This window comes from Klebsiella sp. MBT K-1 (assembly GCF_002556465.1).
Classification (GTDB): Bacteria; Pseudomonadota; Gammaproteobacteria; order Enterobacterales; family Enterobacteriaceae; genus Klebsiella; species Klebsiella grimontii.
Genome location: NZ_PDEL01000008.1, coordinates 44679 through 60321 on the forward strand (window position 1 = coordinate 44679; position 15643 = coordinate 60321).

11 protein-coding genes are annotated in these 15643 nt (G+C 53.5%); 9 read left to right on the plus strand and 2 right to left on the minus strand.

Annotated features, from left to right (window positions below; translation table 11 throughout):
* Positions 1-136: 136 nt before the first annotated feature.
* Both pyrG and eno read left to right on the plus strand, forming a co-directional pair.
* The gene (gene pyrG, locus CMQ96_RS13400) at positions 137-1774 is read left to right on the plus strand and encodes a glutamine hydrolyzing CTP synthase (protein ID WP_004124328.1); all 1638 of its coding nucleotides are present in this window, start codon (positions 137-139) and stop codon (positions 1772-1774) included.
* 80 nt (positions 1775-1854) lie between these two features.
* On the plus strand, positions 1855-3153 hold the full coding sequence (gene eno / locus CMQ96_RS13405) for a phosphopyruvate hydratase (protein ID WP_004124327.1): 1299 nt from the start codon (positions 1855-1857) through the stop codon (positions 3151-3153).
* A gap of 67 nt (positions 3154-3220) precedes the next feature.
* Here the strand turns inward: eno and CMQ96_RS13410 are convergent, their stop codons facing one another.
* Entirely contained in the window at positions 3221-4330 is a 1110-nt protein-coding gene (locus CMQ96_RS13410) for an SDR family oxidoreductase (protein WP_004137295.1), read from the minus strand.
* A 459-nt stretch (positions 4331-4789) separates the two neighbouring features.
* Between CMQ96_RS13410 and queE the strand changes: the two genes are divergently transcribed.
* Complete coding sequence (gene queE / locus CMQ96_RS13415) at positions 4790-5461, plus strand: 7-carboxy-7-deazaguanine synthase QueE (protein ID WP_004124321.1); 672 nt, start codon at positions 4790-4792, stop codon at positions 5459-5461.
* A gap of 56 nt (positions 5462-5517) precedes the next feature.
* On the opposite strand, the gene queD is transcribed toward queE, so the two are convergent.
* The gene (queD, locus tag CMQ96_RS13420) at positions 5518-5880 is read right to left on the minus strand and encodes a 6-carboxytetrahydropterin synthase QueD (protein ID WP_004137297.1); all 363 of its coding nucleotides are present in this window, start codon (positions 5878-5880) and stop codon (positions 5518-5520) included.
* A gap of 436 nt (positions 5881-6316) precedes the next feature.
* On the opposite strand from queD, the gene cysJ reads away from it, so the two are divergent.
* The 6 genes from cysJ to casB all read left to right on the plus strand — a co-directional run bounded on the left by cysJ (position 6317) and on the right by casB (position 15631).
* Positions 6317-8116: an NADPH-dependent assimilatory sulfite reductase flavoprotein subunit gene (gene cysJ, locus CMQ96_RS13430; RefSeq protein WP_004137299.1), complete on the plus strand. Its 1800-nt coding sequence runs from the start codon at positions 6317-6319 to the stop codon at positions 8114-8116.
* Positions 8116-9828, plus strand: coding sequence for an assimilatory sulfite reductase (NADPH) hemoprotein subunit (gene cysI, locus CMQ96_RS13435; RefSeq protein WP_004137301.1), 1713 nt, complete (start codon positions 8116-8118; stop codon positions 9826-9828). Before cysJ ends, cysI begins: the two co-directional genes overlap by 1 nt.
* Positions 9829-9927: 99 nt before the next feature.
* On the plus strand, positions 9928-10662 hold the full coding sequence (gene cysH / locus CMQ96_RS13440) for a phosphoadenosine phosphosulfate reductase (RefSeq protein WP_024358494.1): 735 nt from the start codon (positions 9928-9930) through the stop codon (positions 10660-10662).
* Between the two features lie 189 nt (positions 10663-10851).
* Positions 10852-13512, plus strand: a complete 2661-nt coding sequence (locus tag CMQ96_RS13445) for a CRISPR-associated helicase/endonuclease Cas3 (RefSeq protein WP_098066911.1) — start codon at positions 10852-10854, stop codon at positions 13510-13512.
* Between the two features lie 11 nt (positions 13513-13523).
* On the plus strand, positions 13524-15083 hold the full coding sequence (gene casA / locus CMQ96_RS13450; RefSeq protein ID WP_004137307.1) for a type I-E CRISPR-associated protein Cse1/CasA: 1560 nt from the start codon (positions 13524-13526) through the stop codon (positions 15081-15083).
* The gene (gene casB / locus CMQ96_RS13455; protein WP_004137309.1) at positions 15080-15631 is read left to right on the plus strand and encodes a type I-E CRISPR-associated protein Cse2/CasB; all 552 of its coding nucleotides are present in this window, start codon (positions 15080-15082) and stop codon (positions 15629-15631) included. Before casA ends, casB begins: the two co-directional genes overlap by 4 nt.
* Positions 15632-15643: the final 12 nt, after the last annotated feature.

The following is a 15643-nucleotide window of genomic DNA, read 5'->3' on the forward strand; positions in this document are numbered from 1 at the left end:
TCTCACTCCCTGCGTTTGTGTGGGCCTGATGAAAAGGAGGGATAATGAAAGTTTGTGGCGTCAGTCATGATCGGGTATACTGCTTTCCCGTCCTGGTTATTCCATCGTCTTTTAAACCTAACTTCTCAGGTTCAGCATGACAACGAACTATATTTTTGTGACCGGCGGGGTCGTATCCTCTCTGGGTAAAGGCATTGCCGCAGCTTCCCTCGCAGCCATTCTCGAAGCCCGCGGGCTTAACGTGACCATGATGAAACTGGATCCGTACATCAACGTCGATCCGGGCACCATGAGCCCAATCCAACACGGGGAAGTGTTCGTTACTGAAGACGGCGCTGAAACCGATCTGGACCTGGGTCACTATGAGCGTTTCATTCGCACCAAGATGACCCGTCGTAACAACTTCACCACGGGCCGTATTTACTCTGATGTCCTGCGCAAAGAGCGTCGCGGCGACTATCTGGGGGCCACCGTTCAGGTTATTCCGCACATCACCAACGCGATCAAAGAGCGCGTGCTGGCGGGCGGCGAAGGCCATGATGTGGTGCTGGTAGAAATCGGCGGCACCGTTGGCGATATTGAGTCGCTGCCGTTCCTTGAAGCGATTCGCCAGCTGGCGGTGGATATCGGTCGTGAAAACGCGCTGTTTATGCACCTGACCCTGGTGCCGTACATGGCCGCCGCGGGTGAAGTCAAAACCAAGCCGACCCAGCACTCCGTTAAAGAACTGCTTTCCATCGGTATTCAGCCTGACATCCTGGTCTGCCGCTCCGATCGCGCCATTCCGGCGAACGAACGTGCCAAAATTGCATTGTTCTGCAATGTGCCAGAAAAAGCCGTTATTTCGATGAAAGATGTCGATTCCATTTATAAAATTCCGGGCCTGTTGAAATCGCAGGGGCTGGACGATTATATTTGTAAACGATTCAGCTTAAACTGTCCGGAAGCGAACCTGGCCGAATGGGAACAGGTTATCTATGAAGAAGCGAACCCGGCAGGCGAAGTCACCATTGGTATGGTCGGCAAGTACATTGAACTGCCGGACGCCTACAAATCGGTGATTGAAGCGCTGAAACACGGCGGTCTGAAAAATCGCGTTACCGTCAACATCAAGCTGATCGATTCGCAGGATGTGGAAACGCGCGGCGTCGAAATTCTGAAGAATTTAGACGCTATCCTGATCCCAGGTGGCTTCGGCTATCGCGGCGTTGAAGGTAAGATTGCCACCGCGCGCTATGCGCGTGAAAACAACATTCCTTATCTGGGTATTTGCCTGGGTATGCAGGTTGCGCTGATTGAGTTCGCGCGCAACGTAGCCGGGATGGAAAACGCCAACTCAACGGAATTTGTGCCAGACTGTAAGTACCCGGTTGTGGCCCTGATTACCGAATGGCGTGATGAAGACGGTAATGTCGAAGTGCGCTCTGATAAGAGCGACCTCGGCGGCACGATGCGCCTTGGCGCACAGCAGTGCCAGCTGGGCGAAGATAGCCTGGTGCGCCAGCTGTACGGTGAGCCAACCATTACCGAACGCCATCGCCACCGCTACGAAGTCAACAATATGCTGTTGAAACCGATTGAAAATGCGGGCCTGCGTATTGCGGGCCGTTCCGGGGATGATCAGTTGGTCGAGATCATCGAGGTGCCTAACCATCCGTGGTTCGTCGCCTGTCAGTTCCATCCGGAGTTTACTTCGACGCCGCGTGATGGCCATCCGCTGTTTGCAGGCTTTGTGAAAGCCGCTAGCGAGTACCAGAAGCGTCAGGCGAAGTAAAAGAGTTAGAACGGCAATGCACCCATCCGGGTGCATTGTTTGTCTGGAGTTTTAGTTTAACTTGTACTGAGGAAAACCTAATGTCCAAAATCGTTAAAGTCATCGGTCGTGAAATCATCGACTCCCGTGGTAACCCGACTGTTGAAGCCGAAGTACACCTGGAAGGTGGTTTCGTCGGTATGGCAGCTGCTCCGTCAGGTGCTTCTACTGGCTCCCGCGAAGCGCTGGAACTGCGCGATGGCGACAAATCCCGTTTCATGGGTAAAGGCGTACTGAAAGCCGTTGGCGCTGTTAACGGCCCGATCGCTCAGGCAATCCTTGGCAAAGACGCCAAAGATCAGGCTGGCATCGACAAAATCATGATCGACCTGGACGGTACTGAAAACAAATCTAACTTCGGTGCGAACGCTATCCTGGCCGTCTCTCTGGCTAACGCCAAAGCTGCCGCTGCTTCTAAAGGTCAGCCGCTGTATGAGCACATCGCTGAGCTGAACGGCACCCCGGGCAAATACTCCATGCCGGTTCCGATGATGAACATCATCAACGGCGGCGAGCACGCTGACAACAACGTCGACATCCAGGAATTTATGATTCAGCCGGTTGGCGCTAAATCCCTGAAAGAAGCCGTACGTATGGGTTCTGAAGTGTTCCACAACCTGGCTAAAGTTCTGAAAGCTAAAGGTATGAACACCGCTGTTGGCGACGAAGGCGGCTACGCGCCGAACCTGGGCTCCAACGCTGAAGCGCTGGCTGTTATCGCTGAAGCGGTTAAAGCTGCTGGCTACGAGCTGGGCAAAGACATCACTCTGGCGATGGACTGCGCGGCTTCTGAATTCTACAAAGACGGTAAATACGTTCTGGCTGGCGAAGGCAATAAAGCGTTCACCTCTGAAGAATTCACCCACTTCCTGGAAGAGCTGACCAAACAGTACCCGATCGTCTCCATCGAAGATGGCCTGGACGAATCTGACTGGGACGGTTTCGCATACCAGACTAAAGTACTGGGCGACAAAATCCAGCTGGTTGGTGACGATCTGTTCGTAACCAACACCAAGATCCTGAAAGAAGGTATCGAGAAAGGCATCGTTAACTCCATCCTGATCAAATTCAACCAGATCGGTTCTCTGACCGAAACTCTGGCTGCGATCAAAATGGCGAAAGACGCTGGCTACACTGCCGTTATCTCTCACCGTTCAGGCGAAACTGAAGACGCTACCATCGCTGACCTGGCTGTGGGTACCGCTGCAGGCCAGATCAAAACCGGTTCTATGAGCCGTTCTGACCGCGTTGCTAAATACAACCAGCTGATTCGTATCGAAGAAGCGCTGGGCGAAAAAGCACCGTACAACGGTCGTAAAGAGATCAAAGGTCAGGCATAAGCCCGTCTTTCTCTGATATGAAAAAGCCAGCCTTCGGGCTGGCTTTTTTTTGCCCCGAAACCGGTAACTACTTAAAATCTACCGCCATTTGCTGCGGAATAGAAAGCCCGCGCGTGGTTTGTACGCAGCGGTCAATGTAATCGGTAAAGCGCGGCGGTTTCGGCATGCCCATGCTGAGCAGCTTGTCGTTGCTGAACCGCACGTTGAGCGTGGCGAAGGCGCCGTACAGACGCATGGCCTTTAGCATCAGCCGCTCGTTGCAGGGGCCAAAAATAGTCTTCAGCTCACGGCGCATTTTGACCAGCGTTTCATAGCTGACCTGCGCGTATTTATCGCCGACCGGCGCCTGTTCGAGGGCGGAGGCCATCGCGTTATCGATATCCGCAAACCTTACGCTGTTTTCCTCTCCCGCTGAAATATGCACCACCTCTCCGCGCGCCAGCGGGCTGATAAGCAGCATCATCAGGGCGTCGGCGCAATAATCGACGGGGATCACGTCGATGCGGTCTTCCATTGAACACATAAATTTTTGCAGCATCAGCCCCATGCTGAACACCCAGAAGATGCTGCTGGAGGGCTGACAGCCGTGATGAGTGTGGCCAACAACAATCGAGGGGCGGGCGATCGCCAGCGGTAGCGTCGGGCATTCCTGCCGCATAAGACGTTCAATTGTTGATTTAGAGTGCGTGTACTCGACCAGATGCTCGGCGCGTTCACGGAACGCCGTGCTTTCCGCTACCAGCGAATCGGGGTCTGGTGAGCAGGACATCGCGGTGCCCACGTGCAGAAAGCGCTGAAGGCCGCTGACCTGAGCCATCCGCCGGGCAAACTGCAGTGTACCTTCGACGTTGACTTTCCAGATAAGCGGATTGTTACCAAATGAGGCGACGGCGGCGCAGTTGAGCACGTGGGTGACCTGATTCAGGCGCGGATCCTGGAGAAAAGGCTGCGGATTGGCCAGATCGCCCAGCAGGATGTTGTGGGGCGTCAGGGCCGTTAATCTCGCTTCACTAATATTGAATTTTCGCAGGTTATCCTTAATCCGTTCTACGGCGGCTACACTATTATCAGCACGAACTAACAGTAATAGATTAGGCGCATTCATTTTATTAAGAATGCTTTCTAACACTGCTCCACCCAGAAACCCGGTCGCGCCAGTAATTAATAATGTATTCATGAATGCAGTCTCATTAGTATTGGTTGACTGGATTCTAGGCGCGGAAAATTAAACGGATATTCAATGGGGGATGAACATAACGTGCGGTTTATTAAGGTTATTTTAAGGAAAGGCGTCGCAGTGGATCGAATTTGACCCCGAGCTCATCCCATAAATTCATTATTTCATGTATCCATTTGTACATCGTTGAAATTTATTATTTTTAATTTTGCTTTTTTATTTTTAGCGTTCAGGGTTATACATGTTTTGTTACACCAAAAATTTTAGCCATGCCGCTTAATAGTCGCCTGATGATTATCAGGCTAATTAAAAAACCGTCGCTGAATAATATTATCTGTCCGTCGCCAGAGGAGTATCGTCCTGGCGTATTTTTAATCAATCACTCGGCGCAGCGCGGGACAAGATCTGCGCGGGCAAATCTGCGATAATGCGCGCTCACAACCTTAAGCAGAGATGATTATGCAGTACCCGATTAACGAGATGTTCCAGACCTTGCAAGGCGAAGGTTACTTCACCGGCGTTCCCGCCATTTTTATTCGTTTACAGGGATGCCCGGTTGGTTGCGCCTGGTGCGATACCAAACATACCTGGGATAAGCTTGCCGATCGGGAAGTGTCGCTGTTCAGCATACTGGCGAAAACTAAAGAGAGCGATAAATGGGGCCCGGCAAGCAGCGAAGATCTGCTGGCCATCATCGGGCGTCAGGGCTGGACGGCCCGCCACGTGGTCATTACCGGCGGCGAGCCCTGTATTCATGATTTAACGCCGTTAACTTCTTTACTGGAGCAAAACGGATTTAGCTGCCAGATAGAAACCAGCGGCACCCATGAAGTTCGCTGCACGCCTCATACCTGGGTGACGGTGTCGCCAAAGGTGAACATGCGCGGCGGCTATGATGTGCTCTCGCAGGCGCTACAGCGGGCTGATGAAATTAAACATCCGGTTGGACGCGTGCGCGATATCGAAGCGCTGGATGAACTGCTGGCAACGCTGGCTGATGAAAAGCCGCGCATTATCGCCCTTCAGCCGATTAGCCAGAAAGATGACGCGACGCGCCTGTGCATTGAAACCTGTATCGCCCGCAACTGGCGCTTATCGATGCAGACGCATAAATATCTCAATATCGCGTGATATAAAAAACCCTGATAGCGCAAGGCTACCAGGGTTTTCTTCAGCGAAAGGCGCTCTCACTCGCCGCGATAGACGCAGCCCGCGGTGCAGGTTTCTTTGATCATCACCGCGCTCAGCAGCGGAACCCGCGGTTTCATCTGCTCCCAGATCCATTTGGCCAGCACTTCGCTGGTCGGATTGGACAGCCCCGGAATATCGTTCAGATAGTAATGGTCGAGGCGATCGTAGGTGGGTTTAAACGCGGCCTTCAGCTCGGCAAAATCCATGATCCACCCGGTATGGGGATCGACTTCACCGGTAATCTCCAGGCGCACCATAAATGAATGGCCGTGTAGACGACCGCATTTATGGCCTTCCGGCACGTGCGGCAGGTGGTGAGCGGCTTCGAAGGTGAAATCTTTAAACAGCGTGGTGGACATCTTTTATTCTCAATATGGCAAAAAACCGCCGTAGGGTACCGGAAAGCACCTTTTTTCGCATTAACTAAAACGGCCCTGAACACAAAATAGACGTATTGATCCAACTTATACAAATTAAGTGCTTATATTTCATGTGCTTATTTAATCGATTTTGTTGTTAATAACTATAACTAAAACAGGTTAGTTCATTTGGTTATTTGTTATTTCCATCCCTTATTTAGTTGTTACTATTTGCACCGTTAACCTACCAACTCGTCATACTTCGAGCCGCATGTGCGTTGGCAATACTCGGCCACTTACTTCGGTAAGTTCCCGGGGATGCGCTGTGTCGCCGCCAGCCTGCAACTCGAATTATTTAGAGTAAATACATTTTCTTCTGTTTTATCGCGCTGACAGGGCGTGAATCACAGCTTTGCTTACTGGAACATAACGACGCATGACGACACAGGCCCCACCTTCCAATTTGCTACCGCTGAGTCCGGAGCAAATGGCGCGCCTTCAGGCGGCCACGACCGACTTCACGCCCACCCAGCTGGCCTGGGTTTCTGGTTACTTCTGGGGCGCGCTGAATCAGCAGCCCGGCGCGGCGGCTGTCGCGCCAGCCCAGGCGGCGGAAGTTCCGTCCATCACCCTGATTTCGGCATCGCAAACCGGCAACGCCCGCCGCGTGGCTGAAGCGCTGCGCGACGATCTGCAGGCCGCGCAGCTGAACGTGAAGCTGGTTAACGCAGGCGACTATAAATTCAAACAAATTGCCTCCGAAAAGCTGCTGGTCGTGGTGACGTCGACGCAGGGCGAAGGTGAGCCGCCGGAAGAAGCCGTTGCGCTGCATAAGTTCCTGTTTTCGAAGAAAGCGCCGAAGCTGACCGATACCGCATTTGCCGTGTTTGGCCTCGGCGATACCTCCTATGAATTCTTCTGCCAGTCCGGCAAAGATTTTGACAACAAGCTGGCCGAACTGGGCGGCGAACGCCTGCTCGACCGCGTTGACGCGGATGTCGAGTATCAGGCCGCCGCCGCCGAATGGCGCGCTCGGGTGGTTGAGGTACTGAAAGCGCGCGCGCCTGCCGCTGCGCCGTCTCAGCTGCTCGCCAGCGGGTCGGTGAACGAGATCCACACCAGCCCCTATAGCAAAGAAGCGCCGCTGACCGCGACGCTGGCGGTGAATCAAAAAATCACTGGCCGCGATTCTGAAAAAGACGTGCGCCATATTGAAATCGACCTCGGCGACTCTGGCCTGCGCTATCAGCCGGGCGATGCGCTGGGCGTCTGGTACCAGAACGATCCGGCTCTGGTGAAAGAGCTGGTGGAGCTGCTGTGGCTGACGGGCGCGGAACCGGTCACGGTTGACGGCAAAACGCTGCCGCTCGCCGAAGCGCTGGAGTGGCACTTCGAGCTGACGGTTAACACCGGCAACATCGTGGAGAACTACGCCACCTTAACCCGCAGCGAGTCTCTGCTGCCGCTGGTGGGCGATAAGGCGCAGCTCCAGCATTACGCCGCGACCACGCCGATTGTCGATATGGTGCGTTTCTCCCCGGCGCAGATGGATGCTCAGGCGCTGGTCGACCTGCTGCGTCCGCTGACGCCGCGCCTGTACTCTATCGCCTCTTCGCAGGCGGAAGTGGAAAGCGAAGTCCACGTCACCGTTGGCGTGGTGCGTTATGACATCGAAGGCCGCGCCCGCGCCGGCGGCGCCTCCAGCTTCCTGGCTGACCGCGTCGAAGAAGATGGCGAAGTGCGCATCTTTATCGAGCATAACGATAACTTCCGTCTGCCCGCTAACCCTCAGACGCCGGTTATCATGATTGGCCCCGGCACCGGCATCGCGCCGTTCCGCGCCTTTATGCAGCAGCGCGCGGCGGAAGGCGCGGAAGGCAAGAACTGGCTGTTCTTCGGCAACCCGCACTTTACCGAAGATTTCCTCTATCAGGTGGAGTGGCAGAGCTACGTCAAAGAAGGCGTGCTGAGCCGCATCGACCTGGCCTGGTCCCGCGATCAACAACAAAAAGTCTACGTTCAGGACAAGCTGCGCGAGCAGGGGGCCGAACTGTGGCGCTGGATTAACGACGGCGCCCATATTTATGTCTGCGGCGATGCCAATCGTATGGCAAAAGACGTTGAGCAGACCCTACTGGAAGTGATTGCCGAATACGGCGCGATGGACGCCGAAGCGGCGGACGAATTTTTAAGTGAGCTGCGCGTTGAGCGCCGTTATCAGCGAGATGTCTACTAATGAGCGAAAAACATCCAGGCCCGCTGGTGGTCGAAGGTAAACTGACTGACGCCGAGCGCATGAAGCTCGAAAGCAACTACCTGCGCGGCACCATTGCGGAAGATTTGAACGACGGCCTGACCGGCGGTTTTAAAGGCGATAACTTTCTGCTGATCCGTTTCCACGGTATGTATCAGCAGGATGACCGCGATATCCGCGCCGAGCGCGCGGCGCAGAAGCTGGAGCCGCGTCACGCGATGCTGCTGCGCTGCCGCCTGCCGGGCGGGGTGATCACCACTAAACAGTGGCAGGCGATCGATAAATTCGCCGGCGATAACACCATTTACGGCAGCATCCGTCTGACCAACCGTCAGACCTTCCAGTTCCACGGCATTCTGAAGAAGAACGTCAAGCCGGTGCACCAGATGCTGCATTCGGTGGGGCTGGACGCGCTGGCGACCGCCAACGATATGAACCGTAACGTGCTGTGTACTTCTAACCCGTACGAGTCTCAGCTGCATGCTGAAGCCTACGAATGGGCGAAGAAGATCTCCGAGCACCTGCTGCCGCGCACGCGCGCTTATGCCGAAATTTGGCTGGATCAGAAGAAAGTCGCCACCACTGATGAAGAACCGATCCTCGGCCAGACCTACCTGCCGCGTAAGTTCAAAACCACCGTGGTGATCCCGCCGCAGAACGATATCGATCTGCACGCGAACGATATGAACTTCGTGGCCATCGCTGAAAACGGCAAGCTGGTGGGCTTTAACCTGCTGGTTGGCGGCGGTTTATCGATTGAGCACGGCAATAAGAAAACCTACGCCCGTACGGCGAGCGAGTTTGGCTATCTGCCGGTGGAGCACACCCTGGCGGTGGCAGAAGCGGTGGTGACGACCCAGCGTGACTGGGGTAACCGTACCGATCGTAAAAACGCGAAAACCAAATACACCCTCGAACGCGTAGGGGTTGAGACCTTTAAGGCGGAAGTGGAGCGTCGGGCGGGCATCAAGTTTGAGCCGATCCGTCCGTACGAGTTCACCGGCCGCGGCGATCGTATCGGCTGGGTGAAGGGTATCGACAATAACTGGCACCTGACGCTGTTTATTGAAAATGGTCGTATTCTTGATTATCCGGGGCGTCCGCTGAAAACCGGCCTGCTGAAGATCGCGAAGATCCACAAAGGCGAATTCCGCATTACGGCGAATCAGAACCTGATCGTTGCCAGCGTACCGGAAGATCAGAAGGCGAAGATCGAGAAGCTGGCGCGCGATCATGGTCTGATGAACGCCGTTACGCCGCAGCGCGAAAACTCGATGGCCTGCGTGTCGTTCCCGACCTGTCCGTTGGCGATGGCGGAGGCCGAGCGTTTCCTGCCGTCGTTTACCGATAAAGTCGAGGCGGTGATGAGCAAACATGGCGTTGGCGACGAGCATATCGTCACCCGCGTCACCGGCTGCCCGAACGGCTGCGGCCGGGCGATGTTGGCGGAAGTGGGGCTGGTCGGTAAGGCGCCGGGCCGCTACAACCTGCACCTGGGCGGCAACCGCAGCGGGACGCGTATTCCGCGTATGTATCGGGAAAATATTACCGAGTCGGAAATCCTCGACTCGATCGACGAACTGGTAGGGCGCTGGGCGAAAGAGCGCGAAGCGGGTGAAGGCTTCGGCGACTTTACGGTGCGTGCGGGCATCATTCGCCCGGTGCTCGACCCAGCCCGTGATTTCTGGGAATAAACATCCAGCTGCCCGGTGGCGTTTCGCTTACCGGGGCTGTGGGTTTTGTAGGCCGGGCAAACGCAGTACCGCCCGGCGAAACAGACAAACGAGGTCCTTATGTCCATACTCGATCTAAACGCGCTGAACGCATTACCGAAGGTCGATCGTGTTTTGCAGCTGGCGGAAACCAATAGCCAGTTGGAAAAGCTGAGCGCGGAAGCGCGCGTCGCGTGGGCGCTGGAAAACCTGCCGGGCGAATACGTGCTCTCTTCGAGCTTTGGTATCCAGGCGGCGGTGAGCCTGCATCTGGTCAATCAGGTGCGCCCGGATATTCCGGTCATCCTGACCGATACCGGCTATCTGTTCCCGGAAACCTACCAGTTTATCGACGAGTTAACGGACAAACTCAATCTGAACCTGAAGGTCTATCGGGCGAAGGAGAGCGCTGCATGGCAGGAGGCGCGCTACGGTAAGCTGTGGGAGCAGGGCGTTGAGGGCATTGAAAAATATAATGACATCAACAAGGTCGAGCCGATGAACCGGGCGCTGCAGGAGCTGAACGCGCAAACCTGGTTTGCGGGACTGCGCCGCGAGCAGTCCGGCAGCCGCGCCCACTTACCGGTGCTGGCGATCCAGCGCGGCGTGTTTAAGGTGCTGCCGATCATCGACTGGGATAATCGTACCGTCTATCAGTATCTGCAAAAGCACGGCCTGAAGTATCACCCGCTGTGGGATCAGGGCTATTTGTCGGTAGGGGATACCCACACCACCCGTAAATGGGAGCCGGGGATGGCGGAGGAAGAAACGCGCTTCTTTGGCCTGAAAAGAGAGTGCGGACTGCACGAAGGTTGAGATGAGTCCCGGCGCTGCCGGGATTTTTTCCTGAATTGTTAATTATTGATGTCTTTATAATTATTAATAATTGATATTATTATCAATTCCATCGCAAAGATAAAATATTTTTGATGTAAATCACATCTCTTATTTGGCAGTGTGATAATACTTGAATAAATATGCCTGCTAAATGGAATAATATAGAGAATGTTCAATTATTGGGGGAAATCCCTGCGCGGAGATGATGATGGCGGTGATGATTATCACTTGCTATGTTGGCATTCTCTGGATGTTGCCGCTGTAGGTTATTGGATGGTGCAGGATAATATCCATAGTATTAATGATTATCTTAATAAACTGGGGCTTCATCATAGAGAACAGGCGGCACAATTTTTTGCATGGCTATTATGCTGGCATGATATTGGAAAGTTTGCCCACTCTTTTCAGCAGCTTTATCGTCATGAAGAGTTAAATGCGCAGGACGAATATATAAAACATTATGAAGCCATCCCGCATGCGACTCTGGGATATTGGCTCTGGAATGCTTTTTTAAGCGAGTGCTCTGAACTTTTTCCTGAATCCTCTCTTTCTGCCCGTAAGTTAAAGCGCGCCATTGCGCTTTGGATGCCCCTTACGACAGGCCATCATGGTCGACCGCCTTCTTCAGTAACAGAACTAAAAAATTTTCGTCAGCAGGATAAAGAAGCGGCTCGTGATTTTCTTATCAGGGTTAAATCATTATTTCCACTGATTGAGGTTCCTGATTTTTGGGATGATGATGACGGTATTGCGCTTTTTAAACATCTCTCATGGTTTATTTCCGCTGCGATAGTACTGGCTGACTGGGTCGGTTCTTCAATCCGGTATTTCCCTCGAATCGCTAAACCAATGGGCGTCGAGGAATACTGGCAGCAGCATGCGCTGGTTAAAGCGAAAGTAGCTATAACCGTTTTCCCTCCTTCCTCTGGCGTTGCCCCTTTTTCCGGAATAAAAGCGTTATTCCCTTTTATTCAACAGCCAACACCTTTGCAGAAAAAAGCGCTTGAACTGGATATTGATAAAGAAGGTCCACAATTATTTATTCTTGAAGATGTGACTGGCGCTGGAAAAACGGAGGCCGCGTTGATTTTGACGCATCGTCTGATGGCTACTGGAAAGGCGCAGGGGCTCTATTTTGGTCTGCCGACGATGGCGACGGCGAATGCCATGTTCGATCGTATGTTGGAGAGCTGGCTGGCGCTGTATCAACCGGGTTCTCGGCCAAGTCTTGTCCTGGCTCATAGCGCGCGTGGATTAATGGATCGTTTCACGCAGTCTCTCTGGTCGGGAGATTTATCAGGTTCAGAAGAGCCTGACGATCTTCTGCCTTCCAGCCAGGGGTGTGCCGCCTGGTTTGCCGACAGTAATAAAAAAGCGCTGTTAGCTGAAGTGGGCGTTGGTACGCTTGATCAGGCAATGATGGCGGTGATGCCGTTTAAACACAGTAATTTACGGATGCTGGGGCTGAGCCATAAAATTCTGTTGGCGGATGAAATTCACGCCTATGACAGCTACATGTCGCGGATCCTTGAGTGCCTGGTTGAGAAGCAGGCAAGCGATGGCAATACCACGATTCTGCTTTCCGCCACGCTATCACAGCAGCAACGGGACAGGCTGGTTGCTGCTTTTGCTAAGGGCGCACAGGGGCGGGTAGAAGCACCGTTATTAGGCCATGACGATTATCCCTGGCTCACGCAGGTGACCGGTTCGAAGGTGGTTTCTCAATATGTGGAGACCCGTAAAGAAGTTGAGCGCAGCGTCAAAGTTAACTGGACGCACGGCGAACAGGAGTGTCTTGAACGCATTGAGCAAGCGATAGGCCAGGGAAAATGTATTGCATGGATACGCAACTCCGTTGATGACGCAATTCGTATTTATCGCCAGCTTCTAACCCGAGGCGTTGTACCTTCCGAAAGCCTCTTGTTATTCCATAGCCGTTTCGCCTTTTACGATCGTCAGCGCATTGAAAACCGGGCGCTGGCGCAGTTTGGTAAACAAGGTGTTGCGAAGCGTTGCGGACAGGTTCTGATTGCCACACAGGTCATTGAGCAAAGTCTGGATATCGATGTCGATGAAATGATCTCTGATTTAGCGCCAGTGGATTTGTTGATTCAGCGAGCCGGTCGTTTACAGCGCCATATCCGCGATCGTAATGGCTTATTGAAAGCTTCTGGAAGAGACGAACGTAACCCGCCAGAGCTGCTGATCTTCGCCCCAGAATGGGATGACGAACCGCAAGAGGATTGGTTCTCAAACGCTATGCGCAACAGCGCCTACGTCTACCCCGATCATGGGCGCCTGTGGCTAACCCAGCGTGTGCTGCGCGAACAAGGGGAAATTCGAATGCCGCAGTCAGCCCGATTGCTGATTGAGTCTGTCTATGGCGAAGAAGTTGATATGCCACCGGGGTTCGTGAAGACGGAGCAGTTGCAGGAGGGGAAATTCTACTGTGACCGGGCATTTGCTAAGCAAAACATTATCAACTTTGCGCCGGGCTACAGCCCTGAATGCAGTGATTATCTGCCAGAGAAACTTTCGACGCGTCTGGCCGAAGAGTCGGTTTCATTGTGGTTGGCGAAAATTGTCGATGGAGCAGTTATGCCTTATGCCCCAGGAGAGCACGCCTGGGAAATGAGTGCGCTGCGGGTACGTCAGGGCTGGTGGGATAAGCACCGTGGAGATTTCGTTCTGCTTGACGGTAAGCGACTCCAGCAGTGGTGCGCGGAGCAGCATCAGAATCAGGAGTTTGCCTTAGTAATTGTAGTATCGGATCTGGAAACGTGCGGCTATTCAGCGCATGAAGGGTTGATTGGAAAGATGGAGGTATAGCAGATACTCGCATGGATAGTTTCTCACTTTTGACTACCCCCTGGCTCCCCGTACGTTTAAAAGACGGTTCTACGGGCAAGCTGGCGCCGGTTAATCTGGCGGATGAAAACGTGGTGGATATCGCCGCCGCGCGGGCGGATTTACAGGGCGCGGCCTGGCAATTTCTGCTGGGTTTATTGCAGTGCAGCATGGCGCCGAAAAATCATTCTCGCTGGGAAGATGTCTGGTTCGAAGGGCTAAGCGCAGATGTGCTTCAGCGAGCGCTGGAACCGCTGGAGCCTGCGTTCCAGTTTGGCGCTGATACGCCCTCTTTTATGCAGGATTTCGAAGCATTAACCGGAGAAAAAGTCTCTATTGCGTCATTGTTGCCGGAAACCCCAGGCGCACAAACCATTAAACTTAATAAAGACCACTTTGTTAAGCGCGGCATCACGGAGCGATTTTGTCCGCACTGCGCGGCGCTGGCGTTATTCTCGTTACAGCTTAATGCTCCATCAGGTGGCCAAGGACATCGCACTGGATTGCGTGACGGTGGTCCTATGACTACGTTGATCGAGTTACTGGAGTATCAGGAGAACCGGCAAACATCTCTGTGGCGGAAATTATGGGTGAACGTTATGCCACAGGATACTGCTGGGATGTATCTGCCCGCCCATTATGACGGTGCTATTTTTCCTTGGCTGACCAACACTCGTTCTAGTGAACCTTCAACAGGTGTAAACACGACGCCAGAACAAGTGAATGTTCTCCAAGCCTATTGGGGAATGCCGCGGCGTATTCGCCTCGATTTTAATACTACCCATTCAGGTCGCTGCGATCTCTGTGAAACGCAAAGCGATGAATTACTTAGCTGGATGATCATGAAGAACTACGGTGTTAATTATGTGGGTTGGAGACACCCGTTAACACCCTACCGTCTTCCCCGTAAAGAGGGTAGTGGCTTCATTTCAGTCAAACCGCCGCCCGGCGGGCTTATCTGGCGCGACTGGCTGGGGTTGAATCAAGAAGAGGATTCGGAAAATAACACCGAATATCCGGCGCTGATCGTCAAAACAACCGGTGCGCGTAGCCTGAAGGATGTAAAGATTGGGCTGTGGGGTTTTGGTTACGATTTCGAAAAGATGAAAGCCCGCTGCTGGTATGAACATCACTTCCCATTGCTATTAACCGAAAATATTATCCCCGAACTACGCACGGCGGCACTAACGGCATCGCGCAACCTTAGCCTGCTGCGCAGCGCGTTAAAAGAGGCCTGGTATTCCGATGCCAAGGGCGCGCGCGGCGACTTCAGCTTTATTGATATCGACTTCTGGCATCTGTCGCAGGAACGCTTTCTTGAGCTTATTCGCGATCTTGAAAACGGCCTGAACGCAGACGAAAGGCTGAACCGGTGGCAAACGAATATCTGGCTGTTTACCCGCAGCTACTTTGATGACCATGTTTTTACCAACCCTTATGAGGGCGTCGATCTCAAACGCATCATGCTGGCGCGTAAAAAATATTTCACCAAATCGGCGGAGAAGCAGAGCGCGAAAGCCGCCAAAGCGAAAAAGCAGGAGGCTGCTGAATGAGTATTGTGAAGGACGACCATAGGGCCACGCTGCGCAGATGGCACAAAGATTTACAGGAAAAACGCGGCCTGCGTGCCAGCCTGCGGCGCAGCAAAACGGTCAATGAAGCCTGCCTGTCGGAAGGATTTCGTTCATTGCTGATGCAGACTCACACGTTATGGAAAGTCGAAGGGCAACAGTGGCGTTTTACCGCGCTGGCGATAACCGCGTCGCTGGCCGCACACGTTAAATCTATCGATGAACGGCAGAAATTTGCCACGCAGCTAGGCCAGACGACGGGCAATAACCAGGTCATGTCCGAACTGCGTTTTTCCCGGCTGTCTGCGGTAAAAACGCCTGATGAGCTACTACGTCAGCTACTCCGTGCCGTTCGGCTGCTTAACGGCGCGGTGAACTTTCCCTCACTGGCGGACGATGTCTTCCACTGGTGTCGTGAATACGACGAACTGCTTAATCATACCCGCCGCCAGCAGCGGCCGACTGAATTTATCCGTATCCGCTGGGCGCTGGAATATTACCAGGCCGGTGAAGCTAACAACGACGATTAGTAAGGGACTATC